The sequence below is a fragment of the Variovorax sp. dw_954 genome (genome assembly GCF_018449755.1).
GTDB lineage: Bacteria > Pseudomonadota > Gammaproteobacteria > Burkholderiales > Burkholderiaceae_C > Variovorax.
Window position 1 is genome coordinate 63,914 of the sequence record NZ_JAAVVD010000026.1, and the last position, 24,578, is coordinate 88,491.

14 protein-coding genes are annotated in these 24,578 nt (G+C 68.5%); 5 read left to right on the plus strand and 9 right to left on the minus strand.

The window, feature by feature from the left end; all coding sequences use genetic code 11:
• The first annotated feature begins 18 nt into the window (after positions 1 to 18).
• Positions 19 to 741, plus strand: coding sequence for a cyclic nucleotide-binding domain-containing protein (locus HB681_RS30270; protein WP_213958588.1), 723 nt, complete (start codon positions 19 to 21; stop codon positions 739 to 741).
• 6 nt (positions 742 to 747) lie between these two features.
• Here the strand turns inward: HB681_RS30270 and HB681_RS30275 are convergent, their stop codons facing one another.
• Both HB681_RS30275 and HB681_RS30280 read right to left on the minus strand, forming a co-directional pair.
• A complete protein-coding gene (locus HB681_RS30275; protein ID WP_213958589.1) occupies positions 748 to 1,401 on the minus strand; it encodes a redoxin domain-containing protein in 654 nt (217 codons plus the stop codon).
• A gap of 33 nt (positions 1,402 to 1,434) precedes the next feature.
• Positions 1,435 to 4,776: an adenylate/guanylate cyclase domain-containing protein gene (locus HB681_RS30280; RefSeq protein ID WP_213958590.1), complete on the minus strand. Its 3,342-nt coding sequence runs from the start codon at positions 4,774 to 4,776 to the stop codon at positions 1,435 to 1,437.
• Positions 4,777 to 4,902: 126 nt separating this feature from the next.
• On the opposite strand from HB681_RS30280, the gene HB681_RS30285 reads away from it, so the two are divergent.
• From HB681_RS30285 to HB681_RS30295, 3 genes are read left to right on the plus strand one after another with little or no spacing between them, the layout of a single operon-like run.
• Positions 4,903 to 9,015 carry an adenylate/guanylate cyclase domain-containing protein gene (locus HB681_RS30285; protein WP_213958591.1) on the plus strand — a complete coding sequence of 1,371 codons (4,113 nt, stop codon included), beginning with the start codon at positions 4,903 to 4,905 and terminating at the stop codon, positions 9,013 to 9,015.
• Positions 9,012 to 11,285: an FAD-dependent oxidoreductase gene (locus HB681_RS30290; protein WP_213958592.1), complete on the plus strand. Its 2,274-nt coding sequence runs from the start codon at positions 9,012 to 9,014 to the stop codon at positions 11,283 to 11,285. The genes HB681_RS30285 and HB681_RS30290 overlap by 4 nt, the downstream gene beginning before the upstream one ends.
• A 6-nt stretch (positions 11,286 to 11,291) precedes the next feature.
• Positions 11,292 to 12,251: an acetoacetate decarboxylase family protein gene (locus HB681_RS30295; RefSeq protein ID WP_213958593.1), complete on the plus strand. Its 960-nt coding sequence runs from the start codon at positions 11,292 to 11,294 to the stop codon at positions 12,249 to 12,251.
• A 65-nt stretch (positions 12,252 to 12,316) separates the two neighbouring features.
• Here HB681_RS30295 and HB681_RS30300 read toward each other — a convergent pair whose 3' ends face one another.
• Positions 12,317 to 14,338 carry an FAD-dependent oxidoreductase gene (locus HB681_RS30300; RefSeq protein ID WP_213958594.1) on the minus strand — a complete coding sequence of 674 codons (2,022 nt, stop codon included), beginning with the start codon at positions 14,336 to 14,338 and terminating at the stop codon, positions 12,317 to 12,319.
• A 79-nt stretch (positions 14,339 to 14,417) separates the two neighbouring features.
• The gene (locus HB681_RS30305) at positions 14,418 to 15,062 is read right to left on the minus strand and encodes a Crp/Fnr family transcriptional regulator (RefSeq protein ID WP_213958595.1); all 645 of its coding nucleotides are present in this window, start codon (positions 15,060 to 15,062) and stop codon (positions 14,418 to 14,420) included.
• A 211-nt stretch (positions 15,063 to 15,273) separates the two neighbouring features.
• On the opposite strand from HB681_RS30305, the gene HB681_RS30310 reads away from it, so the two are divergent.
• Complete coding sequence (locus tag HB681_RS30310; protein ID WP_213958596.1) at positions 15,274 to 16,869, plus strand: phospholipase D family protein; 1,596 nt, start codon at positions 15,274 to 15,276, stop codon at positions 16,867 to 16,869.
• A 354-nt stretch (positions 16,870 to 17,223) separates the two neighbouring features.
• On the opposite strand, the gene paaZ is transcribed toward HB681_RS30310, so the two are convergent.
• The 5 genes from paaZ to HB681_RS30335 all read right to left on the minus strand — a co-directional run bounded on the left by paaZ (position 17,224) and on the right by HB681_RS30335 (position 24,493).
• Complete coding sequence (paaZ, locus tag HB681_RS30315) at positions 17,224 to 19,269, minus strand: phenylacetic acid degradation bifunctional protein PaaZ (RefSeq protein ID WP_345944782.1); 2,046 nt, start codon at positions 19,267 to 19,269, stop codon at positions 17,224 to 17,226.
• A gap of 34 nt (positions 19,270 to 19,303) precedes the next feature.
• Positions 19,304 to 20,059: an ABC transporter ATP-binding protein gene (locus tag HB681_RS30320; RefSeq protein WP_213958598.1), complete on the minus strand. Its 756-nt coding sequence runs from the start codon at positions 20,057 to 20,059 to the stop codon at positions 19,304 to 19,306.
• Positions 20,060 to 20,084: 25 nt separating this feature from the next.
• Positions 20,085 to 21,944: a branched-chain amino acid ABC transporter ATP-binding protein/permease gene (locus tag HB681_RS30325; RefSeq protein WP_213958599.1), complete on the minus strand. Its 1,860-nt coding sequence runs from the start codon at positions 21,942 to 21,944 to the stop codon at positions 20,085 to 20,087.
• 181 nt (positions 21,945 to 22,125) lie between these two features.
• A complete protein-coding gene (locus HB681_RS30330) occupies positions 22,126 to 23,154 on the minus strand; it encodes a branched-chain amino acid ABC transporter permease (RefSeq protein WP_213958600.1) in 1,029 nt (342 codons plus the stop codon).
• 193 nt (positions 23,155 to 23,347) lie between these two features.
• Positions 23,348 to 24,493 (minus strand): ABC transporter substrate-binding protein, encoded by a 1,146-nt coding sequence (locus tag HB681_RS30335; protein ID WP_213958601.1) that lies wholly within the window; start codon positions 24,491 to 24,493, stop codon positions 23,348 to 23,350.
• Positions 24,494 to 24,578: the final 85 nt, after the last annotated feature.

Here is a 24,578-nt window from a genome sequence, read left to right on the forward strand (position 1 = left end):
GCTCAACGAGGAACTCGCATGGCCATGCCTGACCTGTACGCGCTTGCCACCAATAGCCTGGAGACCGCGCTCGCCACCACCTCGGGCACCATCGCGCTCTTCGCGGCGGGCATCGCCGGGCTGCTGGTGGTGGTCAGCTCCTTCGTGAAAACCATGATCCCGCTGCGCTACCTGGCCGTGGCGGGTAATGTCGGCTTCCTGGTCTACGGGGCGCTGCACCCGGCCTTCATCATGATCCTGCTGCACGGCGCGTTGCTGCCGATCAACATCTGGCGCCTCGCTGAAATGGCGCGGCTCACGCGGCAGGTGACGAAGGCGGCCGAGCAGAGCGACCTCTCTGGCGTCTGGCTGCGGCCCTACATGCGCAAGCAGCGCCTGCGCGCGGGACAGGTGCTGTTCCGCAAGGGCGACGAGGCCTCGCACCTGTACTTTCTGGCCGACGGCCGCATGGAGTTCGTCGAGATCCGTCAGGAGATGGAGCCCGGCCGGCTGTTCGGCGAGATCGCCTTCTTCGCGCCCGACAAGCGCCGCACGCTGACGGCGCGCTGCGTCACCAAGTGCACGGTGCTGCGCATCGACGAGCACACCTTCCGGGAGCTGTACTTCCAGAACCCGGCCTTCGGCTTCCAGGTCGTGTCGCTGGTGGCCGGCCGCCTGATCGCCGACCGGCAGCGGCTGGAAGCGATGGTCGCGGCCAGCACCCGGCCGGCGGGGCTGGCGGCGGAAGGCAGCGTGCAGTGAGCGAGCTCAGTGCAGCAGCGTGCGTGCCGCCTCGATGATGGACTCTTCCGACGACAGCTTGCCGATGCCGGCCAGCCCTTCGTCCTGGCACTCGATGCAGGCCCAGCGCACGATGCCCTCGCGGTCGATCATGAACAGCGCCTTCAGTTGCGGCCATTGCCGATCGACATCGCTCTGGTCGCTCGGCGTGGGGACGTAGCCGTCGATCCGGTCCATCGCCTTGGCGGCAGCCACGATGGGCATCGGCTCGGGAAGGTCGCCAAAGGGATTGACGATGATCTGCTCCAGCGCTTCCAGCATCTCCGGGCTCGGCTCGGGCTTGGGCACGCCGAAGGCGCGGTGCGTCGACAGGAAGGGGTCGGACGCGAGGCGCAGCCTGGTGGGCCGGAACTTGAAGTACATGCGCGCGTTTTCGGGGTCGGTGGCGACGACGGCCAGGCTTTCGACGCCCAGCGCCTTCAGCTTGCCTTCGTAGCCGCTGATCTGGGCCAGTTGTCGTCGGCAGAACGGGCACCACAGGCCGACCATGAGCGCGAGGAACACCGGGCTGCGCCCACGGTAGTCGGCCAGTGAAATGGTGTCGGAGCCGGCCACTGCCGGGAGCGAGAAATCGGGCGCCGGCTGGCCCGGCCCCACGGGATGCGTCATTGCAGCAGTCATGTCGACTCCTTTGGCAAATTCGGCAGAGAAATGTCAGCAGAGGAACGGAAGCACCATCAGCGCGTCGGGCTCCAGGCCGGCGCGTTCGCAGACCGCCTGGGCCTTCTGGAACCAGCCCTCGGCCTGGGCCGGGCGTCCCGCGTCGAGGTACAGGGTAGCCAATCCATCGTAGCAAGGGAAGAGCAATTGCGGCTCGTCGATCTGCTCGGCCAATTGCAACGCTTCCGTATAAGACGTGAACGCCTTCGCCGAGTCGCCGTGGCACTGGTAGATCTGGCCCAGCACGATCAGCGGAACGGCCAGGTGGTCGAGCAGGCCGAGGCGGCGGTCCAGGCTGGCGGCGGCGCGCGCGGCCTCGATGCCCTCGTCCTCGCAGCGGTTGGTCAGCGCGCAATAGGCGACGGCCAAGTTGGCATACAGGCGCGACTGGAAGCCGAGGTCGCCGACCTTCTTCGCGGTCGCGAGGCCGCGCAGGCAGGTGTCGATGCTGCGCTGCGGGTCCAGCGTCGCATAGAGCACGCCGAGGTTGGTGTAGCCGCGGCAGGCGGCCTGCAGCAGGTTGTGGGCCTCCGCCTGCGCGACGCTGAGCTCGATCTGTTCCACGGCTTCCGCCTGCCGGCCGAGCCGCGCGAGCGTGACGCCCAGCGTATTGCAGGCCGCGGCACGGACCACGATCGCTTCGCGCGTGCGGCCCGCGCCGTCGGTGTCGGCGTCGGCGGGAACCTCGCCCAGCGCGCGTTGCGCGAGCGTGAGGGCGGTGGCGTTGTCGCCGGCGCGGAAGGCGAGGCGGCCCATCTCCTGGAACAGGTGAGCGCGCTCGATGGGGTCGCCGCCCTCGCCCAGGCGCGCCAGGCCGGCGCTGAAACAGGCGCCGGCGCGTTCGCGTTCGCCGGCCTCCCAGTGCAGGCCGCCGATCTTGCGCAGGACGCGCGCAGTGCGCACGGGTTCATCGTGTGCCTCGATGGCCAGCCTGACCGCGTCGTAGTGCGCCAGCCCTTCGCTGCGCCGGCCCTGCAGGCCGAACAGGTCGCCCAGGCGTTCGCGCGCATCGAGCTGGGCGGCCTCGATCTCCGCGATGGCCTGCGGCGTTTCCGGCAGCGCATCGGCGAGGGTGGACAAGGCGCGCTCGTAGTGGCGCAGCGCATCGTCGTTGGCATACACGCCGCGCGCCCAGTCGCCCGCCGCCAGCAGGTAGTGCGCGCCGCGGGCCTTGTCCGGCGACAGGCTCCAGTGATGGCCGAGCGCCTCCAGTTCGGCGAGCCGGCGCGGGCTGCTGCTGCGTGCTTCATCACGGGCGCCCGTCGTGGCATCGGCGTCTTGTTCCGCCGCGATGCGGGTCTCGGCTTCGAGCGCGCGGCCGGCGCGGTGATGCAGTTCGGTGCGCCGCGTGAGCAAGAGGTTCTGATAGGCCACGTCATGCAGCAGCGCGTGGGTGAAGCGCCAGTCCGCGGCCTCCGTCGCGCCGGCGCGGACCAGGTCGGCGGCGGCGAGCCGGGCCAGCGCCGCATCGATGAACGCCGGTTCGCTGGCGATGTGCCGCAACAGCGCGGGGCTGAACCGGGCGCCCAGCACTGCGGCCTCCTGCAAGGCGTGGCGATCTTCCGCGCCGAGCCGGTCGATGCGCGACAGCAGCAGGCCGTAGAGCGTCTGCGGCACGTCGACCGCCTCGTGCGCCGCCTCGCAGACCCACCGGTCGCCCTGGCGCGCCAGCACGCCAGCACCGGCCAGGCTGCGGACGATCTCCTCGACAAACAGCGGATTGCCACCAGCGCGCGCCGCGACCAGCTCGCGCACCGCCGCCAGGTCGTCGCCCGCCGGGGCGCCGAGCAGATGGTTCACCAGTTCGCGCGCCTCGTCGTCGCGCAGCGGGCCGAGTTCGACCGCTGATGGCTCGGCCCGCACGGCATGCAGCGCTCGCGCGTCGGGGCGCTGCGCGACCAGCAGCATCAGCGGCCGGTCGACGAAGTGGTCCACGACTTCGCGCAGCAGGCCGAGCGATGCGGCATCGGCCCATTGCAGGTCGTCGATCACGAGCAGGAGCGGCTGCGCCGACAGCCGCCGTTCGATCAAGGCGCGCGCGGCCAGCGAGATCTGGCGCTGCAACTGCTCGGGCTCGATGTCGGGCGGGCGGCCTTCCTGGATGCCGAGCAGGTAATGGATGACCTGCGCGACTGCTGCGGCCTCGTCGGCATCGGCGCCGAGGGCCAGCAAGCCTTCCTGCAGCTTGCGCCGGGCCACGTCCAGCGAATCGCCGGCCTCCACGCGGTAGGCATCGCGGAACAATGCGCCAAAGGCGCCGTAGGTCGGTTCGCCCAGTGGCGAGCAGGTGGTTCGGCGCACACCTGTGGCGGCCAGGCGCGGGTCATCCGCGAGCCGCGCGAACAGTTCGGCGAGCAGTCGGGACTTGCCGGCCCCCGCCTCACCGGTGAGCGTCACCAGTTGCGCCCGGCCCTGCTGCATGCGGTCGAACGCGGCCAGCAGGCCTTCGATGGCATCGCCGCGCCCGACCATCGGCGCGGCCAGGCCCAGGTCGGCCAGGCCGCGTGCGGAGGCCTCGTCCTTGCGCAGGCCGACCAGTCGATACACCCGCATCGGCTGCGCCTTGCCGCGCAGCGCCAGTTCGGCGGGCGCGTCGAAGTCGAAGCGGTGCCGCACCATGGCTTGCGTCGCCTCCGACACCAGCACCGTACCGGGCTCCGCGGCCGTGAGCAGGCGCGATGCGGTGTTGACCGTGTCGCCGGTCACGGCATAGGTGCCGCCCGCACCGCTGCCCAGGCTGCCGGCGACCACGGCGCCGGTGTGCACGCCGATGTGCAGCGTCACGCCACGGCCCAGTCGCGCGGCCCAGCGCTGGCTCAGGCGCTCCACCCCCTGCAGCATTTCCTGCGCGGCCTCGATGGCGCGCAGCGGGTCGTCCTCGTGCGCGCGCGGCGCGCCGAACACGGCCATCACCGCATCGCCGACGAACTTCTCGACGAAGCCGTCGTAGTGGGCGATGGCCTGGGCCATCGTCTCGAACAAGGCGTTCTGGAAGCTGCGCACGGTCTCGGGGTCGAGCCGCTCGGCCAGGGAGGTGAAGCCGGTGAGGTCGGCAAAGAGGATGGTGACCTGGCGGCGGTCGGCCTCGTGGTCGGCGGTCTCGGTCGCTGGCGCTGCTGCGGGCGTTGTCGTAATTGCTGCTGGCGATGGCGGTGGTGCGACCAGCGGCGCGGCGTTGGACTCGCGTCGCGCACCGCAGCGCGGACAGAACGCGAAGTCCGGGTCGCATGCGCAACCGCACGCCGGGCACAGACACGCCAGCCGACGGCCGCAGCGCGGGCAGAAGGAAGCGTCAGGCGGCGCCTGGGCACCGCAGCCGGTACAGGTCTGGGTCATCGTGCGTTCGTGCCCCGATGCTGCGCCGTTTCCGCCAGCCGCGCCATGGGGCCGGCCGCCAGCCAACAGACGCCAACGTCGCGCGCAAGGGGTTCCGCTGCGCCGGTGCGCGGTTTACATTCGGTCATGCAGCCCGGCGCCTACCTCTCCCAATTGCTGAAGACGCAATTGCAAGCAGGGGCAGCGGAACAGACCTCCTGGCGCGAAGCATTCCCCGCCGTGGTCCTGCTGGTCGACATCGCCGGGTCGTCGCCGCTGACCGAGCGCTTCGAGGCGGAGGGCCCGCATGGCGCCGAGCGCCTCAACACCGTGCTCGATCGCTACTTCGGCGAGGTCTTCGACATCGTGGCCGCGTACGGCGGCGACGTGGTGCAGGTCGAAGGCGATGCGGTGCTGGCCGTCTGGCGCGATGACCCAGTGTCGGACGACCCTGCGAGCCGGGCGGCCCGCGCGGCGATCGCGCTACGGGACGCGTTCGACGGACGGCCGCTCATGTTCGATGTGGTGCTGCGTCACCGCATCGCGCTGGCGGCGGGGCCGATCACGGCCATCGGCTTCCAGAACCAGGGCGAGCGCGGCTTCCTCCTGGTCACCGGCGCGCCGATCCACGAGCTCGCGACGCTCGCGCATGCCGGCGACCCCGGCGAAATCGTCATGACCGAGGGCTTTGCCGAGCGCGTCGGCCCGATCGCGAGCACCGAAAGGAAGGGGAATACGTTCCGGCGTCTCGTCTCGTTGCGAAACGCCGTGGCGACGATTGGCATGCCGTCCGCCGGTTGCGACGAGCCGGTGGACGCACGCGCCCACCGCTACGTGCCGCGCGTCGTCATGGAGCGCGCCGCCGCTTCCGAAGCAGGCTGGATGGCGGAGTTCCGCATGCTCAGCATCGTCTATACGCATCTGAGCGACCTGGACCTGGGCGCCGAAGACTTCGCCGACCGCATTCGCCAGGCGATCGACGCGATGCAGTCCGCCATCGACCCGCTGCGGGCCGGGGTGTTCGAGCTGGCCGTCGGCGACAAGGGCGTGATCGTGCTGGTCGCCTGCGGATTGCCCGGGCAGGCACGCGAGAACGATGCCTCACGTGCGCTCGAAGTCGCGCGCCGCATCCACGACGGCCTGCACGCGCAGGGCCACGCATCATCGATCGGCGTTTCCACGGGGCGCGCCTTCTGCGGCGACGTGGGCAGCCGCACGCGGCGGCACTTCCTGGTCAACGGACCCTTGATGTATCGCGGCGCGCGGCTCATGCAGGGCGCCCAGGGCGGCATCTTGGTCGACGACGCGACCGTGCGTGCGGCCGCCTCCGCCTCGCACTTCCGCTTCGCCACGCCGCTGCCCGTCGTCATCAAGGGCATGCGCGAACCACTGATGGCGCACCGTTTCAACCCAGGCCCCGATGCGGGCGCACCGCAAGCGCGCGGACCGAAGTGGCTGCATGGCCGCGACAGCGAGGTCCATGCCTTCGACCGGGCGCTCGATGGCTTGGCGCAAGGCCAGGGCGCCGTAGTCGCGATCGAGGCGGAGTCCGGTGGCGGCAAGTCGCACCTCCTGCGACAGGTTGAAATGGCTGCGCGCGCGCGTGGCTTCAACGTCATCCTCGCGACGGCCTCGGCGTTCCAGACGCTCGAGGCGTACGCGGCGTGCCGCGCCCTGGTGAAACGCCTTTTATGGAAGCAGGGCGACCCACCCGATGCGCCGCCTGTGCTGCTGCAGGAGCGGCTGGCCGAGGCGCTGCGCGGCGACCCCTCGGAAGCCAGAGTCGCGCTGATGGAAGACATCCTGCCGCTGCATTTCGAGGACGACGGACTGGCGGCCCATATCAGCGGCCAGGCCCGGCTCGCCGGCCTGGAGGACCTGCTCGCCGCGCTCCTGCTCCGCGCAGCGGCCGACGCCCCGCTCGTGCTGGCCGTCGATGACCTGCACTGGATCGACCAGCCCTCGGCGCAATTGATGCTCGGCTTGTGCAAGCGCTTGCCCCAACTGCTGTGGGTCCTGGCATCGCGTCCGCTGGATGGCAGCGCCGCACCGCACGGCGTGCAACTGTTCGAGCTCGCGCGCCCGCGGCTTTCGCTCTCGCGACTGCCGATGGATTCGATCCAGGCCATCGTCGCCGACCTGCTCGGCGTGCCCGTGGTCGCGAAGCGGCTCGTCGAGTTCATCCACCGGCGTTGCGAGGGCCTGCCTTTCCACGCGGTGCAGCTGACGCTGGCCTTGCTGGAGCGCGGCGTGCTGGCGGTCAGGGACGGCAAGATCCGGATCGTGGAGTCGGACCTCGAATCGGACATCGTTCCGACGAACGTGCGGGACCTGGTCGTCAGCCGGCTCGACGGCCTGGCCCCCTCCCACCTGATGACGGCCAAGGTCGCCAGCGTCATCGGCCGCTCGGTGTCGGTCGAGGTGGTGCGGGCGATCTATCCGCTTCCGGTAGAGGACGCCGGGATCGACGCCATGCTGAAGGACCTGGTGACGGCCGCCATCCTCGAACCCGACGCGCAGTCCGTCGGCGCCTATGTCTTCCACCACGCCATCATCCAGGAGGTCACCTACGACCTGCTGACCCTGCGGCAACGCCAGCCGCTGCACCGGCAACTGGCCGAGTTCATCGAGCAACGCCATGCCGGCGAACTCCCACCGCATTTCGCCGAACTGGCCCACCACTGGGAGCACGCCACCCAGTTCGACACGGCCATCCGCTACCGCCAGCTGGCGGCCACCTTCGCCATCGAGCGCAGCGCCAACCATGATGCGTTGAACCACGTCGGCCACCTGCAGCGCGTGGCCGCGCAGGCCCGCATCGTCCTGCCGGCGCAGCAGGAGGCCGAGCTCGCGCGACTGCAGGGCGACGCCTGCCACGAACTCTCGCGCTTCGAGGAGGCCCACAGCTGGTTCGGCGTGTGCGCAACGCTCAACGAGATCCGCGTGCCTGCCAGTCGCGCGGCCGTGACGGCCAGCCTGGCCGTGGAAGCCACGCGCCAGTTGCTCCATCGCTCGGGCCTGATGCGGCGACACAAGGACGAGGAGGCCCGCGCACGAGACCGGCTGAGCGCGCACATCTTCACCCGTCGCGCCGAACGCGCCTACTTCCGGGGCGATGCGATCGGCCTGCTGCACGACACCCTGACATCGCTGAACCGTGCCGAGCGAGCGGCATCGGTCGGCGAGATGGTCGAGGGATTCGGCGGACTGGCCATCGGCTTCGGCACCGCCGGGTTCCACCGCGTCGCCGGCTTCTACGGGCGGAGGTCCATCGCACTCGCGGAACAGGCCGGGTCGCTGCACGACCAGGGCTTCGCGCACCTGCTGTCCGCGGTCTATACCTTCCAGGCCGGGCATTGGGCAGAGATGGATCGTCACTGCGACGCGGGTGCGTCGATCTACCAACGCATCGGCGACCGCTTCCGCTTCCAGTCGTGCCGCGTCATCCAGGCATACAGCGACCTGCTGCGCGGTGACTATGCGAAGGCGGCGGCGACGCTGCGCTCCTTCGGCGAAGAGGCCGAGCAGGTCGAGAACGTGCCGGTGCGCGCCTGGGTGCTGTGCGGAGTGGCATTGATCGACATGCTGTCCGGCAGCGATCCGGTCCAGGCCCTGCGCCGCATCGCGCTGGTGCGCGACGAGGCCCTGCATCGCGCCGAACGACTGCTGTGCGATGGCATCGAGGCCGCAGCGCACCTGCAGGCCGGCAATGCCGTGCAGGCCCTGCGCGCCGCCACGACGGCGCTCGACAACATGCTGGAGAGCGCGCCGACGATGGGCATCGCCCTGCTCAGCGTGGCGGCCGTGGCCGAGGTCCACCTGGCATTGGCCCAGGGCCCGGCGCAAGCCCACGTTGCCTTGAACACGCGCATGGACCCGGCACGCATCGCCTGCCGCGCGGCTTCTCGCTTCGCCAGCAAGATCGTGATCTTCAAGCCCCGCGAAAGGCTGCTGCGGGGCCGCCTGGCGCTCGCGTCGGGGCAGCCGGACGAGGCGGCCGCGCACTGGCACAAGGGCATCCGCGAGGCCGTCGATTTCTCGCTGCCGCTGGAGGAAGCGCTGTGCCGCCTGGCGCTGGCCGGCGTGGAGAAATCGCCGACGCAGCAGCGCGAACACCAGCAACGCGGCGGGGCAATCCTGGAGAGGCTGGGCGCCAACCCCTGGACGCTCGGGCCGCTGCTGCCGGCGTCAAACGACGGCAAGACCTCCGCACTGCGCGGCGCACTCGAATCGCAAACTCAACCACAAGGGCATGCATGACGACCCCGAAGAAGATTGCCATCCTCGGAGGCGGCATGGCCGGCCTCAGCGCCGCGTGGGAACTCACGCGCACGCCTGAATTGCGTGGTCTCCACGAGGTCACGCTGTACCAGATGGGCTGGCGGCTGGGCGGCAAGGCGGCCAGCGGGCGCGACGCGCTCGGCCGCAATCTCGAGCACGGCCTGCACGTCTGGTTCGGCTGCTATGCCAACGTCTTCCACATGGTCCAGGAGATCTACGCGAACCGCACGCCGCCGCCGGGTTGCCCGCTGCAGCATTGGACCGACGTGGCCAAGCCGCAGCTCTACACGCCGATCGGCGTCAGGACCGCGAGCGGCTTCAGCTACTTTCCGCTGACCTGGCCGACCAACCAGGGCACGCCGGGCCAGGGCGGTGTCGACATGACGCCGGCCGAAGCCTGGACCACGATGTGGAACCTGTTCGTGCTGGTCGTGAAGAATGTGATCCACGGCCTCGGGGCTGCGCCTGTCGCCGCAGCGCCTGTTGCTGCAGCGCCCGCCACCGCAGCGCCTGCAGGGCCGGCCGCGCAGCCACTGCCGAGCGGCTTTGCCGCATCGACGCTCGCGCAACTGGCCGGAACCGAGTTGGAACGCGCGAAGGAACTGTTCTTCGGCTCGCATGCGGCGGGGATGGCGCTGCATGAACTCGTCGATGCCGGCAACCTGTGGATGAAAGCGCTGCTCGCCGAGCCGGCGCTGGTCGATGCACGGCAGGTCGCGGACCTGCTGGACCTGCACCGCCAGATGCAGGCAAGCTTCCACGACGCCGTCGTGCGCGCCGGCCCCGCCGTGGCTGGCAGCGCGTCGGCGATCGAACGGCAGGTGGTCGAGGAACTGATCGACATCGCGATTGCCGCTGCGGCCGGGTACTTCATCGACCTGGTGCTGCCCGACCGGCCCTTCGAATCCCTCGACGAAGTCGACTTCCGTGCCTGGCTCATCCAGCATGGCGCCAACCCGGGCATCGTGGCGACTTCGACGGTCACCCGCATCGTCTACGACACCCTGTTCCAGTACGCCGATGGCGACGTGCAGCGCCCGTCCTATGCGGCCGGCACGGCCCTCGGCGTCTGCGCCCGGCTCATCGGCACCTTCAAGGGCTCGATGATGTGGGACATCCAGACCGGCATGGGCGAGGCAGTCGTGGCGCCGCTCTACGAGGCCCTGGTGGCGGCCGGCGTCAAGGTTGAGTTCTTCCACAAGGTGACCAAGCTCGAACTCTCGGCCGATGGCCAGCAGATCGAGACGGTGCGCATGGCCCGCCAGGCGGACATGGCCCAAGGCGACTACCGCCCGACCTTCGTCCTCGAGAACCTGGTCTGCTGGCCCAGCGAGCCGGACTGGGACCAACTCGTCGACGGCGCGAAGATGAAGGCCGCCGGTGTCGACTTCGAAAGCCACTGGTGCAACTGGCCGCCCGTGGGCCAGGAAGTCGTGCTCAACCGTGGCAGCGAATTCGATACCGTCGTGCTCGCGATCTCGATGGGCGCCTACAAGCCGCTCAACGACGAGCCGACCATGTGCGATGCACTGCTCCAGCGGGGCGGCCGGTTCGCGGACTTCGTCAACAACATCGGCATCGTCCCGACCCAGGGCTTGCAGCTCTGGTCCAACCAGACGCTCGATGAACTCGGCTGGACCAGCGGCAAGCCGGCCACCGTGTCGGGGCCCGAGTACCTGAACATCTGGGCCGACATGACGCAGGTGCTTGCGGTCGAGCCTGCCGTCGGCTTCCCGAAGCCGAAGTCGCTGCACTACCTGTGCGGCACCTGGTCGACGACGCTCTACCGGCAGCCGTCGACCCAGGCCGGCGTCCCGGCGCAGGCGTGGAACGAACTGCGCTCGCAGGCAGTGGACTGGCTCAACGACGCCTCGGCCTGCATCTGGCCCGCGGCCCGCACGCCCGAGGGCAAGTTCCGCTTCGAGGTCCTCTCCGATTTCAGCGGCGCGACCGGCGGCCCACCCAGCGGCACGCCGCGCTTCGACCAGCAGTTCCTTCGCGCCAACATCGACCCGACCGAATGCTGCGTGCTCTCCGCTGCGGGCACCACGAAGTACCGCTTGCACCCGGCCGAAAGCGGCTTTGCCAACCTGATCCTCGCCGGCGAGGCCACGCGCCACGGCTTCAACACGACAGCGATCGAAGGCGCGGTGATGTCCGGCATGGCCGCGTCGCGCGCCATCTGCGGCCAGCCAGCGACGATCGTCGGCTACGACTTCCTGCAACGCAAGCCTTCGCAAAAAAGCTGAACCACCATGGCCACCCTTCCTCCCTTCATCTCCTGGATCGGGCACGGAGCGGCAAGCCTCGCGCAGCCGGCAGTGTTCACCGGCGCCAGGAGCTTTGCGTTCGGCTTCAAGACCCAGGTCGCCGCGACCCAGCAACTGGTCGATGCCTTGTTGAACCCGGTGGGCGGCAGCCGCGTGCACTACCGGGTGTTGGCCGGGCTCTCGATGATCAGCTTCATGACGGTCGATCGCTGCACCTCGCAGGTCGATGCGATCGGCTGGGAACCGGGGCGCGAGTGCGCGCTCTGGGTGCCGCTGCTCGAAACCAACCATGAGCGCGGCACGCTGCGCATCGTCCTGTGGACGCCCTACATCTTCATCAACTACACGATCGGCCTGCTGACCGGGCGCGACGTCTGGGGTTGGCCCAAGGTGTGGGCGCGCATCGCGGTGCCGGCGGATTCACCGCACGGGGCCGGCGCTTTCACCTGCTCGACGACGGTGTTCGATACCCTCGGTGCCAATACCGAGGCGCAGATCCGTCCGCTGTTGACGGTGACGAGCCGATCGGCACTGCCGGCCGCCGGCGCGACCATGCAATGGACCGATGGCCACGATGCGGCCCGGGCGATCGCCCAAAGCCTGCTGGGGGGCTTCGCTGGCGAGCACCTCGAGGCACTCATCGCCGGCCCCACCATACCGACGGTGCAGATGAAGCAGTTGCGCGATTCGCTCGACCCGGGCCTCGCCTGCTTCCAGGCCATCGTCGATTCACCGGCGCAGCTGACCGGCTTCCATGGCGGCGGGCTGTTGCATGCGTCCGACTTTGCGCTCGAGATCGCGACTTGCGAGAGCCACCAGGTCGTGCGCGACCTGTTGGGCACCGAACCGACGCCCGGGCAGACGACGCTCCCCATAGAGTTCGCCGCCTGGCTGGCATTCGACTTCACGGCGCAGCCGGGCGCGGTCGTGGTGTCGACGACTTGACGACTTTGCAATCAAACGCATGACCGCGTTGGACCGCCTTGTCCTGCGCTTGACTGCGAGTCGTATCAGGGGTTCTGCGCGGCGATCGCGGCCGCGGCCAGCGACCCCGACTCGATGGCCGATTCGAAGCAGCCGCCGCTGAACCGAGTCAGCGTCCAGTCGCCCGCGAGGTACAGGTTGCCGAACTGCGCGGGCCCCGGTGGCAGCCGGTACTGCACGCTGCCCGCCGGCGTCTGCACATAGCGCTCGAAGCCCTCCCGGTTGGCGCGGCAGTAGCGCGACATTTCCGTGCCGGGCTTCATCGGGCCGCCTGGCACGGCGACCGAGGGCCACAGGCCTGCGATCGACGCATCGAGCCAGGCCTGCGCGTCCTGGCAGGGGTCCGCGGGCGGGGCATCCTCGGGCATGCAGCCGCAGAAATACTCGATCGCTTGTGGCGCACCGGCTGCCGGCCAGTCCTCGAGTGGCAACTGTTGCGACATGTCGGCCCACGAGTCGAAGCGCTCCGCATAGGCCGACACGATGGTCGCATCCGATGTCCATCCGAGCTTGTCCAGACCCGGCGCAAGCCAGAGCTGAAAGGCCTCGGTGGCCACCGAGATGCTTTGCGCGACCATGCTCGACCATCGTGCATTCGCGGCCGCAAGCTGCGGTGCGACAGCCTCGATCACATCGGGTGGCACGGCCAGCACGACCATGTCGAAATCCGTGCCGAGCAACAGCTCGACCTGCCCCGCCGATGTCGTATCGCTGCTCGATTCGAAATTGACACCGTCCGCGCGCAGTCGAGCGCCGTTCACGAGCTGCTCCCACAGCGGCTGGTCCGGCCAGCAGTCGAGGCCTTTCACGACCACGAAGGGCTGATAGCTGCCGCCGACGACTTCGGCCTGCTGGTCGATCTGGATGGCGCCGATCTTCGACTTGTCGGCGCTCAACGCGATGCCGGTCACGCGATGGAAGAAATCGATCTTCACGCCGCGCGCTGCCAGGACCTGGTAGAGCGGCGTGAACAACGCGTCGCCGGTGCCGGCGTTCATCTTCCAGAACGGCGCGTGGCGATAGCCCAAGGCCAGGTCCATCACGAAGCGAAAGGTCACTCCGGCGGCCATCGAGCCGTTGGCGAGCGTCGTGGCGTCTCCGTTGCGATAGGCGAAGGTCAGGTCGTAGAGCGCACGGATCGGCGCCGAGTCCAGCGCCGCCTGCGTCGCGCCATGGCCGCCCAGCCAGTCGCGGAAGTCCTGCGCGTTCAACGTGTCGTAGGCAGAAGGCCCGCGCCCGCACAGGTCGAAAAGCCAGCCGAGCCCGACTGACATCGCCAGGTCGGCCAGGATCAGGACGTGGGTCACCAGCACGGGAAGGCTCGCCGCCGTCGCAGCCGACGTGGCGCGGTCGCTCCTGTCGGGGCAGCCCGCAAGCTGCGCGCGGACGCGTTCAGCCGCCTCCTGCAGTTCGACGCGGGTGGCATCGATGCCCGCGGTGGGGCCGTCCTGCAAGACCGGGGAGGACGCGAGCCGGCGCAGCAGGGCCAGCGCCGGTCCGTAGTTCAACTGTGCGGCCAAGGCCGGATCGAGGTTCTCATCGAGCAGCGCCTGCACCGATTCGGCCATGACGCCCACCAGGGCCTCGGTAGCGGCCGGGGAGACGGGGTCCCCGGGCAGACCGGCGCGCTCGGGCAGCGTAAAGGTCCAGGGTGCCCACAACGGCGGCGTAACGCCGGTCGCCTGCTCCTCGGCCGCTGCCTTCCACTGCGGGGTCACGGCGTCGGTCCAGGCCTTGAAGGGACTGGACGCGCGTGGCGTCCACTCGGCATAGCATGCGCGAATCGTCTGGAACGCTGTCTGATAGCAACCCATGAGGATGTGCAGGCCATGCTCCTCGATGCGCCCGTGGACAGCCATGTTGCGCCCGCTCGCGCACTTGCCACCGAGTCGCCAGCCCAGCGTATGCACGGTGACCTCATAGCGCGCCCGCAGTGCGGGCGTCGCACTCAGCCAGAACGCCGCCGAGATGCCGCCGGGGCCGCCGCCAAGAACCGCGACCTTGATCCTTGCGCCAGACGCGGTGTCCTGCGCTGCCGATTGCTGCATGGGAAGTCCCTCCTCATGGCAGCGTACAGCAGCGGGGTGTTTGCGACGAAGAGAAATTGCGTCGCTGCGCCGGCAAGCCCTACCAGGCCGACGGCAGCTTGCGCAAGATCACCAGCCGCCCGTTGCGCTGCGTCACGTAGCCGCCCGCCGTGAGCTCCTTCATCACGCGATTCACCATCTCGCGCGACGCGCCGACGCGGTCGGCGATGTCCTGCTGCGTGAGCTTCTGCCGCAGCACGCGCTCGTGCCCGATCTGCTCTGACAGTTCATTGAGCACGCGCACCATGCGGCCATAGACGTCCTCCGTCGCGATGCTGCGCACCTGCTCGGTCAGGCGCCGCACCATGCGGATCAGCTTGCGCGTGAGGTGCATCGCGAAGTCGGGATAGTCGATCAGCAACTGGCGCATCTCCGAGCCCTGCACGACGCGGCAGGTGCAGGGCTCCATGGCCTTGATCGACGCGGAACGCTTGGCGCCGTCGAGCGAGAGTTCGCCGAAGTACTCGCCCGGTCCGTATTCGGTGAGCACCACGTCCCGCCCCTCGTCGGAGCTGGCATAGACCTTCACGCGCCCGCTCAGCATGATGTAGAGCGAATCCGTGGCGTCGCCTTCGTTGATCAGGATGGTCTGCGCCGGGAATGCGCGCGTGGCGCCGCGCAGCGCGATGGCTTGCAGCAAGGCTGGCGGCAGTTGATCGCTCACTCCCTCGTCGTCGGGACTCATCGGGCACTCCGTTTTTTTCTGGCATGGCGCGCAACCCGGGGCCACGCGCGACGTTCGTGCGTGGCCCTTGTTGCCGTGCAGCAAATTATCTGGTCTTGTCTGGCTGTGATCAATGTCACATCCGCGATGCGCATTGGACACTCGTGCGTGGGCGCCCGACTGTCTAGAGTAGCGCGAACCTCCCACAACCGCACCCTTTTGGAGCCTCTCGATGTCCGCGTTGCCGAAGCAGCTGGTCCGCCTGATCGCCCTTTGCCTCGGCATCGTGCTGTCCGCGCTGATGACCGGGTGCGCCAGCCTGCCGGGCGACGTGACGCGCCTGCCTTCGCAGAGCCTGGATGGCGCGACGCCGCTGACGGCGGTCGCGAGTGCCTCGCTGCCCGCGAACGAGGACGTCTCCGGTCTTCGCCTGCTGCCCGACGGCGGCCAGGCACTGGAAGCGCGCATGGCGCTGGCCCACGCCGCCGCGCGCACCATCGACGCGCAGTACTACCAGATCGCCAACGACGCCTCCGGCCGCGAGTTCCTGCATGCGCTGGCCCGCGCGGCCGATCGCGGCGTGCGTGTCCGCCTGCTGATCGACGACCTGCACGCTGGCGGCGAGGATGAACTCTTGGCCGGCCTGGCCGCCGGGCCCAACGTCGAGGTGCGCATGTTCAACCCGCTGGCGGTGCGCGGCGGCGCCGTGCCCTCGCGCGTGCTGCGCTCGCTCAACGAATTTGCGCGGGTCAACCGGCGCATGCACAACAAGCTCTTCATCGTCGACAACGCTTTCGCGATCAGCGGCGGGCGCAACATCGGCGACGCGTACTTCGGCCGCAGCCAGCCGGCCAACTTCATCGACATGGACGTGCTGGCCGCAGGCAAGGTGGTGCGGGAGCAATCGGCGGTGTTCGATGCCTACTGGAACAGCGAGCACGCCTATCCGATCCAGAGCCTGGTGGCGACGGAGCGCTTGCCCCAGGTCGCCCGCGCGCAGTTCGATGCATGGGCACAGGGTGGCTCCGACGCCGGTGCGCAGGCGCTGGCCGGGCAGGACCTGCTCGGGCAAGGTCCGGTCGGCGCGGAGCTGGCCAGCGGCCGGGTCGAACTGCACCTGGCCACGGTTCGCGTGATGGCCGATGCGCCGGTGAAGGCGACGCACGAGCAGAGCCTGGCCGATGGCGCGGTCATGAGCGGCAACCTGGAACTGCTGCAATCGGCCCGCTTCGACGTGCTGGTGACATCGCCCTACTTCATTCCGGACACGCGCATGCTGGACATCCTGCAGGCCTCGACCGCCAGGAAGGTGCGTGTGGCGGTGCTGACCAATTCGCTCGCCACCACCGACGAGCCGCTGGTGCACGTCGGCTACTCACGCTACCGCGACGAGCTGCTCGACATGGGCGTGGCGCTCTACGAGATGATGCCCGGCGTGGATGCGCCGCAAGCCGCCGAATCCCTCTCGCAGGGTTCGCACGGCTCGGTGGGCCGCCTGCATGCCAAGCTTGCTGTGGTCGACCATCGCTGGCTGTCCATCGGCTCGATGAACATGGACCGCCGCTCGGCGCACTCCAACACCGAGATGGGCCTGGTCATCGACAGCCCCGAGCTGGCGATGCAGGTCGCGACGCTGCTGCAGCGCGAGCAGTTGCCGCGCAGCTACCAGTTGCGGATGCAGCCCGGGACCGGGCGGCCGCGGCTGCAATGGGTCGCGCCGTCGGACACCACGCAGCCGCTGGTGTTCAGCGCGGAGCCGAGCCGCAACTGGCGGCGGCAGCTGGGGATGTCGTTCACTTCGTTCTTTGTGAGTGAACAGTTGCTGTGAGGGCATCGCGTCGGCCCACCGCGTGAGATGCGACTGGGATGCGTGCCGAGGGCATCGGGTATTCCCCTCCGCGAATGTCCCCCGCCTTCGGCTCCTCCTTTATTTCGCTGCGGGGAACACCCGATGCCCTCGGCACGTGGAAGGGTCCGTTGTGTTCCGAAGAGCGTCGAGCAACGACGGCGCGTCATGATCACGTCGATGGTGTGCTCTGCGCAGCGAAATAAAGGAGGAGGCCGAAGGCCGGGGGACATTCGCGGAGCAGAGTACGCCGTCGGCGTGATCCCGCCCCGGATACGGGCCCGCGATCTCGCAATCTCGCAATCGTCAGCGGAGGTCGTGCCTGGAGACCGGACGCTACGCCCGCTTCGACACCAGCGTCAGGATGTCATAGCTCGCCACCACCTCGTCAAGCTGGTTGGTGACCTCCACATCCCACGCGACCACGCCTTGACCGACGCCGTTGGCGTCCTTCTTGTTGCGGTCGATCTTGCGCTTGGCGGTGAGGCGCGCGCGGATCGTGTCGCCGATGCCGACCGGCTTGACGAAGCGCAGCGTGTCCAGCCCGTAGTTGGCCAACACCGGGCCCGGCGCGGGCGAGACGAACAGCCCGGCCGCGGCCGACAGCACGAAGTAGCCGTGCGCGATGCGCTTGCCGAAGGGAGATTCCTTGGCCGCCACCTCGTCGAAGTGCATGTAGAAGTAGTCGCCGGAGATGCCGCCGAAGGCCACGATGTCGGCCTCGCCCACCGTGCGCCGATGGGTCAGCAGCGAGTCGCCGATCTGCAGGTCCTCGAAGTGTTTGCGGAAGGGATGCGATTCGCTTTCCTGCCGCGCGGCACCGCGCATGTATTCACCCGTGATGGCCGCGATCATCGTCGGCGAGCCTTGCACGGCCGTGCGTTGCAGGTAGTGCTTCACGGCACGGATGCCGCCGAGTTCCTCGCCGCCACCAGCCCGGCCCGGGCCGCCGTGCTTGAGCTGGGGCAGCGGCGAACCATGGCCGGTCGATTCAACGGCGGCCTCGCGGTCGAGCACGAGGAAACGGCCATGCAAGGCGGCCACCGCAGGAATGACGCGCGCCGCGATCTTCGGGTCGCGCGTGACCAGCGTGCCGACCAGGCTGCCGCGTCCGCGTGCGGCCAGCGCCATCGCCTCGTCGATGCCGTCATAGGCCATCAAGGTGCTGACCGGGCCGAAGGCTTCGATGTCATGCACCGCGTCGTGCTGCAGCGGCTTGCGGCTCAGCAGCAGCGTCGGCGAGAAGAACGCACCGTTGGCCACACCCTCGCCCACGGGCGCGAAACCGTCGCGCTCGCCGTAGACCAGTTCCGCGCCCTGCATCAGCATCGCGACGCGTTCCGACACGTCGTCGAACTGCGCACGCGATGCCAGCGCGCCCATGCGCACGTCCTCGCGCGACGGGTCGCCGATGACGGTCTTGGCCAGCCTCGCGCGCAGCTTCTCGGCCACCGCATCGACATGCTGCCGCGGCACGATGGCGCGGCGGATGGCGGTGCACTTCTGGCCGGCCTTGGTCGTCATCTCGCGCGCGACCTCCTTCACGAACAGGTCGAACTCCTCGTCGTCGGGCGTCACGTCGGGCGCGAGGATTGCGCAGTTCAGCGAGTCGGCCTCGGCGTTGAACGGGATCGAGTTGCGCACGATGTTCGGATGCACGCGCAGCTTGGCCGCGGTGTCGGCCGAGCCGGTGAAGGTGACGAAGTCGGAGCCGTCCAGCCGGTCCAGCAGGTCGCCCGTGCCGCCGATGATGAGCTGCAGCGCGCCTTCCGGCATCAGGCCCGATTCGTTGACGAGGCGCACCAGCGCTTCAGTCAGGTAGCTGGTGGCGGTGGCGGGCTTGCCGATGCAGGGCATGCCGGCGAGGAAGCTGGGCGCGAACTTCTCGAGCAGGCCCCACACCGGGAAGTTGAAGGCATTGATGTGCACCGCCACGCCATGGCGCGGCACCAGGATGTGCGTGCCTGCGAAGCCGCCCTTCCTGCCGAGCGGCATCGCGGGACCTTCATGCACCAGGTTGCCGGAAGGCAGTTCGTTGCTGCCCATGCTGGCATAGGCCATCAAGGTGCCGGCGCCGCCTTCGATGTCGATCCAGCCGTCGGCACGCGTGGCGCCGGTGTGGGCCGAGATGGCGTAGAGCTTTTCCTTGTGCTGGGCGAGGTACTTGCCCAGCGCCTTGAGGCATTCGGCGCGCTGCTGGAAATCCATCGCGAGCAAGGCGGGCAGGCCGACCTTGCGTGCATGCGCGACGGCCTCGCCGAAGTCGAGCGCCTCGGCATGCGTGCTGGCCACCGGCTGGCCGTTGATGGCGCTGTTCAATGTCTGCGCGGCCTGGTTGCCGACCCAGCGGCCGGCGATGTAACTCTGGAGAACGGTGGTCACTTGCAATGTCCCAAGTTGTGTGTGTGAAAGAGGATCAGGCGTGGGCCGGCGCGGCATCGTCGCGCTTCGCATTCCCGATGCCGAGATAGGTGTCGATGATTCGCCGGTCGTGCAGCAGGTCGCTGGCCGCGCCGGAGAGCGCGACGGCGCCGGTCTCCAGCACGTAGCCGCGGTCGGCCACTTGCAGCGCGGCGCGTGCGTTCTGCTCGACCAGCAGCACCGAGACGCCGTGATTGCGCAGCGATGAAACCACCTGCAAGACTTCGCGCACGATCAGCGGCGCGAGGCCGAGCGAGGGTTCGTCGAGCATCAGCAGGCGCGGACGCGCCATCAGCGCGCGGCCGATGGCCAGCATCTGGCGCTCGCCGCCGGAGAGCGTGGACGACATCTGCTCGCGCCGCTCGCGCATGCGCGGGAAGATCTGGAAGACCTCCTCCATGCGCGCCTTCTGGTCGCGCTGGCCCTTGCGCCAGCGGTAGAAGCCGCCGAGCAGCAGGTTGTCCTCCACCGACATCTCGCCGAACAGCTCGCGCTTCTCAGGCACCAGCGCGACGCCGCGCGCGACCATGGCTTCGACTGTGGGACGCGCGATGCGCTCGCCGGCCAGCGTGAGCGAGCCGCTCGACGGCAGCAGGCCCATCGCCGCACAGAGCAACGTGGTCTTGCCGGCGCCGTTGGGGCCGATGACGGTGACGATCTCGCCTTCGTTGACGTCGAGCTGCACGCTGTGCAAGGCCTCGACGCTGCCGTAGGCGACGCTGAAGGCATCGAGTTCGAGTAGCTTGTTCATTTCATGTTTCCGATGCGCGGCGAACTCATTCCGCACCGCCCAGGTAGGCATCGAGCACGCGCGGGTTGGACTGCACCTCCGCCGGCGTCCCCTCCGCAATGACGGTGCCGAACTCCAGCACCGTGATGCGGTCGGCGAGGTTCATGACGAACTCCATGTCGTGCTCGACCACGAGGATGCCCAGGCCTTCGGCGCGAAGTTGCGAGAGCAGTTCGGCCAGTGCGCGTTTCTCCAGATGGCGCAGACCGGCCGCCGGCTCGTCGAGCAACAGCACGGCTGGCTGGCTGGCCAGCGCGCGCGCGATCTCGACCACGCGTTGCTGCCCCAATGCCAGCGAGGCGGCGGGCGTGTCGGCATGCGCGCCGAGTCCGCAACGTTCGATCTGGTGCCGCGCTTCTGCCAGCAATGCTGCCTCTTCGCCGCGGTCCAGCCGCAACATCGATGCGACCCAGCCGCGCTTGGCGCGCAGGTGCGCGCCCAGCGCCACGTTCTCGATCACGCTGCGCTGCCCCAGCAGGCGCACGTGCTGGAAGGTGCGGCTCAGACCCAGCGAGGCGAAGTCACGCGCGGGCAGTTCGTGCATGGGCTTGTCCATCAGGCGAACCTCGCCTTCGGTCGGGTCGTCCACGCCGGAGATCATGTTGAAGAAGGTGCTCTTGCCCGCGCCGTTCGGTCCGATCAGCGCATGGATCTCGCCGGCCTTGACGTTCATCGTCACGTCGTTGTTGGCGACCAGTCCGCCGAAGCGCTTGGTCACGCTGGACGACTGCAGCAGCACCGTGCCGCGCGCCGGCAACACGCGCCGCGCCAGCGTCGCCATGCCGCGTGGTGCGCGTGCCGCTTCGGCGCGCAGGAAGCGCTGCCCCAGGCGCTCCAGCGCCGGCCACAAGCCTTCCGCGAAGCGCTGCAGCACCAGCAGCATCAGCAAGCCGAACACGATCACCTCGAAGTTGCCGCTGGTCCCCAGCAGCCCCGGCAGGATGTCCTGCAGCTTCTCCTTCAACAAGGTGATCAGCGCCGCGCCCAGCACCGCGCCCCACAGGTGTCCCGCACCGCCGACCACCGCCATGAACAGGTATTCGATGCCGATGTTGAGATTGAAGGGCGTCGGGTTCACGAAGCGCTGCATGTGCGCGTAGAGCCAGCCGGAAATCGCCGCCAGCAACGCGGCCAGCACGAACAGCTTGATGCGGTAGCGGGCCGTGTCCACGCCCATCGACTCGGCCATGAGCCGGCCGTTCTTGAGCGCACGCACCGCGCGGCCTTCGCGCGAATCGAGCAGGTTGTGCAGCAGCCACAAGCCGATCAGCAGCACAGCCCAGATCACCACGCCGAGCGCGCGCGGCGATGCCAGCGACCAGCCCGCGATGACCAGCGCCGGCACGCCGGTGATGCCGGTCTGCCCGCCGAGGAACTCCATGTTGCCGAACAGATAGTAAAGGCTCAGGCCCCACGCAATGGTGCACAGCGGCAGGTAGTGGCCCTGCAGCTTGACCGTGACTGCGCCCAGCATCCAGGCCAGCGCGAAGGTCAGCACCAGGCCGAGCACCAGTCCGACCCAGGGCAGCAAGCCGGTGCCCACCACCGCGCCGATCGTCGAGGCGGCCGTCGGCGAGGTACAGGTCCACGCCGTCGCATAGGCGCCCATGCCGACGAACGCAGCCTGCCCGAAGGAGGTCATCCCGCCGACCCCGGTCAGCATGGCCAGGCCCACCGCGACGATCGCGTAAAGGCCGATGTAGCTCATCACCACGACGGTGAATTCAGGGAGCCAGTTCCAGACCACTGCGAGCACCACGATCGCGGCGAGCGTGAGATGGCGCCGCGTGAGAAAGCCGCCAGAGCTTGGCGCTGGCATCGGCGTGTTGTTTGTCGATGCGCTCATACGTTTGCCTCGATGCAAATGTGGAAGCCGAACGCAGAAGTCGCAGAGGTTTCGCAGAGGTCGCAAAAGAAAACCATCAAAGAATTCGTTGGATTCTTCTGCGACTTCTGCGTACCTTTTGTATTCCTTCTGCGTTCTGCACCCGAACCCGTTCCCGCTCCCGATCCCGTATTCATGCGCTTCATTCCTCTTCCTCCACGTGATGGCTGCGCAAGGAGCGCCACCACAGCACCGGGATGATCAGCGTGAACACCAGCACCTCCTTGAAGGCGCTGGCCCAGAAGGAAGAGAACGATTCGAGTTGACCCACCAGCAGCGCGCCGAGCAGCGCGGCAGGATAGCTCGCCAGCCCGCCGACGATGGCGGCCACGAAGCCCTTGAGACCGATGAGAAAACCCGTGTCGTAGTAGACCGTGGTCAGCGGTGCGATCAGCAGCCCTGACACGGCGCCGATGAGCGCGGCCAACGCAAAGCTCACGTCGCCTGCCAACTCGGTCGGGATGCCCATCAGCCGCGCGCCGACGCGGTTCATCGCGGTGGCGCGCAGCGCCTTGCCGACCATCGAACGGCCGAAGAACTGGAACATCAGCACGACGAGCACGAAGGTCACGCCGATGACGACGAGCGACTGCCCGCTCACCTGCAAGCCGCCCACTTCGTAGCGCGCTTCCGAGAACGCCGGCGTGCGCGATCCCTCCGCGCCGAAGAACAGCAGGCCGAGCCCGACCAGCACGCCATGCAGCGCGACCGAGACGATCAGGAGGGTCAGCACCGTGGCATTGACCATCGGCCTGAACGCGAGCCGATAGAGCAACGGCCCGAGCGGCATGACCAGCACCAGCGTGGTGAAGGCCTGCGCCGCGACGCCCGTGGGCCGCCATGCCAGTGCGAGCGCGCAGGCAAGCACCGGGAACGCGACGCACCAGAGCAAGGCCGATGTCCACTCCACGGTCGCGCCGCGCTTCCAGCGCCATGCTTCGACGATCAGCGCCGCCGCCGCCAGCACCAGCAGCAACCACAGCGTCGGAGGCACGCGGCCGGCCTGCATCATGGCCATCGACAACGCGCCAAAGGCGACGAACTCGCCCTGCGGGATGAAGATGACGCGCGTGACCGAAAACACCAGCACCAGGGCCAGCGCCATCAGTCCGTACACCGCGCCATTGACGAGGCCGTCCTGCGCAAGCAGCAGGGCGATCTGTGCGTCCATAAATAGGTTCCTGTAGGGAGAAGGTCAGAAGATTTCGCAGCGAGCACCGAGCTCGGGCCGAAGTGCAGCGCCGTATTCAAGGACGGCGTCATTGCCGTTGGGCGCAGGCCGACAAGTGCGCGGAGCGCTTGCCATGCCGCACTCGACATCGAAGGCCCGGGATCGCTGCGCGCAGCAGAAGATCCCTAGCTTCTCAAGGCTGGTATTTCCAGGCGCCGCCTTCGATCTTGACCATCACGCGTGCGCGCTGGTCCAGGCCCAGGTGGTCGGTCGGCGACATCGTGAAGATGCCGTGCGCGCCCGGCACTTCCTTGATCTGCTCCAGCGCATCTCGCAACGCGGCACGGAACTCCGGCGTGCCGGGTTGCGCCTTCTTCAGCGCCACCGGAACGGCGGTCGCCATCAGCAGGCCCGCATCCCATGCATGGCCGCCGAACGTCGAGACGCTGCCCTTGCCGTTCGCCGCTTCATAGGCCGCGATATAGGCCATCGCGCTCTTCTTCACCGGGTTGGCGGCGGGCAACTGGTCGGCGACGAGCACCGGGCCCGAGGGCAGGAAAGTGCCTTCCACATCCTTGCCGCCCACGCGAAGGAAGTCGCCGTTCGCCACGCCGTGGGTCTGGTACATCTTGCCCGCATAGCCGCGTTCCTTCAGCGTCTTCTGCGGCAGCGCGGCGGGCGTGCCCGAGCCGGCGACCAGCACCGCGTCGGGCTTGGCCGACATGATCTTCAGTGCCTGGCCGGTGACCGAGGTGTCGCTGCGGCTGAAGCGCTCGTTGGCGACGATGGTCAGGCCCTTGAGGCCCGCGGCCTTGCCGAACTCCTGGAACCAGCCCTCGCCGTACGCGTCGGAGAAACCGATGAAGCCCACCGTCTTCACGCCCGCCTTCTGCATGTGCTCGGCAATGGCGAGCGACATCATGATGTCGTTCTGCGGCGTCTTGAAGACCCACTTGCGCTTGTCGTCCATCGGCTCCACGATGCGCGCCGAAGCGGCCATCGAGATCATCGGCGTCTTGGCTTCGGAGATCACGTCGATCATCGCCAGCGATGCCGGCGTCACGGTCGAGCCCAGCACCACGTCGACCTTGCTTTCCGTGATGAGCTTGCGCGTGTTGGCCACCGCCGCGGTCGTGTCGGACGCATCGTCGAGCACGATGTAGTTGACCTTCTGCCCGCCGATGGTCTTGGGCATCAGCGCGATGGTGTTCTTCTCCGGAATGCCGAGCGACGCCGCCGGGCCAGTGGCCGACAGCGTGACGCCGACGTTGATGTCGGCCTGTGCGGCCAGCGCTGCGCCGAGCAGGGCGATCAGCAGCAGGGGTTTGAACGATTTCATGGTCTTCTCCGGAGTGGATGTGGGAAAGGAATATGCGAAAAAATTGCGGCAAGACGCCGGGCGTTAGTGGACGGTGTCCATAGGC

What these genes read in the sequence shown, in the direction of transcription:
- HB681_RS30290 (WP_213958592.1), top strand. Translation starts at nt 9,012, where the DNA reads ATGACGACCCCGAAGAAGATTGCCATCCTCGGAGGCGGCATGGCCGGC.
- HB681_RS30270 (WP_213958588.1), top strand. Translation starts at nt 19, where the DNA reads ATGGCCATGCCTGACCTGTACGCGCTTGCCACCAATAGCCTGGAGACC.
- HB681_RS30300 (WP_213958594.1), bottom strand. Translation starts at nt 14,338, where the DNA reads ATGCAGCAATCGGCAGCGCAGGACACCGCGTCTGGCGCAAGGATCAAG.
- HB681_RS30330 (WP_213958600.1), bottom strand. Translation starts at nt 23,154, where the DNA reads ATGGACGCACAGATCGCCCTGCTGCTTGCGCAGGACGGCCTCGTCAAT.
- HB681_RS30285 (WP_213958591.1), top strand. Translation starts at nt 4,903, where the DNA reads ATGCAGCCCGGCGCCTACCTCTCCCAATTGCTGAAGACGCAATTGCAA.
- HB681_RS30335 (WP_213958601.1), bottom strand. Translation starts at nt 24,493, where the DNA reads ATGAAATCGTTCAAACCCCTGCTGCTGATCGCCCTGCTCGGCGCAGCG.
- HB681_RS30320 (WP_213958598.1), bottom strand. Translation starts at nt 20,059, where the DNA reads ATGAACAAGCTACTCGAACTCGATGCCTTCAGCGTCGCCTACGGCAGC.
- HB681_RS30295 (WP_213958593.1), top strand. Translation starts at nt 11,292, where the DNA reads ATGGCCACCCTTCCTCCCTTCATCTCCTGGATCGGGCACGGAGCGGCA.
- HB681_RS30310 (WP_213958596.1), top strand. Translation starts at nt 15,274, where the DNA reads ATGTCCGCGTTGCCGAAGCAGCTGGTCCGCCTGATCGCCCTTTGCCTC.
- HB681_RS30325 (WP_213958599.1), bottom strand. Translation starts at nt 21,944, where the DNA reads ATGAGCGCATCGACAAACAACACGCCGATGCCAGCGCCAAGCTCTGGC.
- HB681_RS30280 (WP_213958590.1), bottom strand. Translation starts at nt 4,776, where the DNA reads ATGACCCAGACCTGTACCGGCTGCGGTGCCCAGGCGCCGCCTGACGCT.
- HB681_RS30275 (WP_213958589.1), bottom strand. Translation starts at nt 1,401, where the DNA reads ATGACTGCTGCAATGACGCATCCCGTGGGGCCGGGCCAGCCGGCGCCC.
- HB681_RS30305 (WP_213958595.1), bottom strand. Translation starts at nt 15,062, where the DNA reads ATGAGTCCCGACGACGAGGGAGTGAGCGATCAACTGCCGCCAGCCTTG.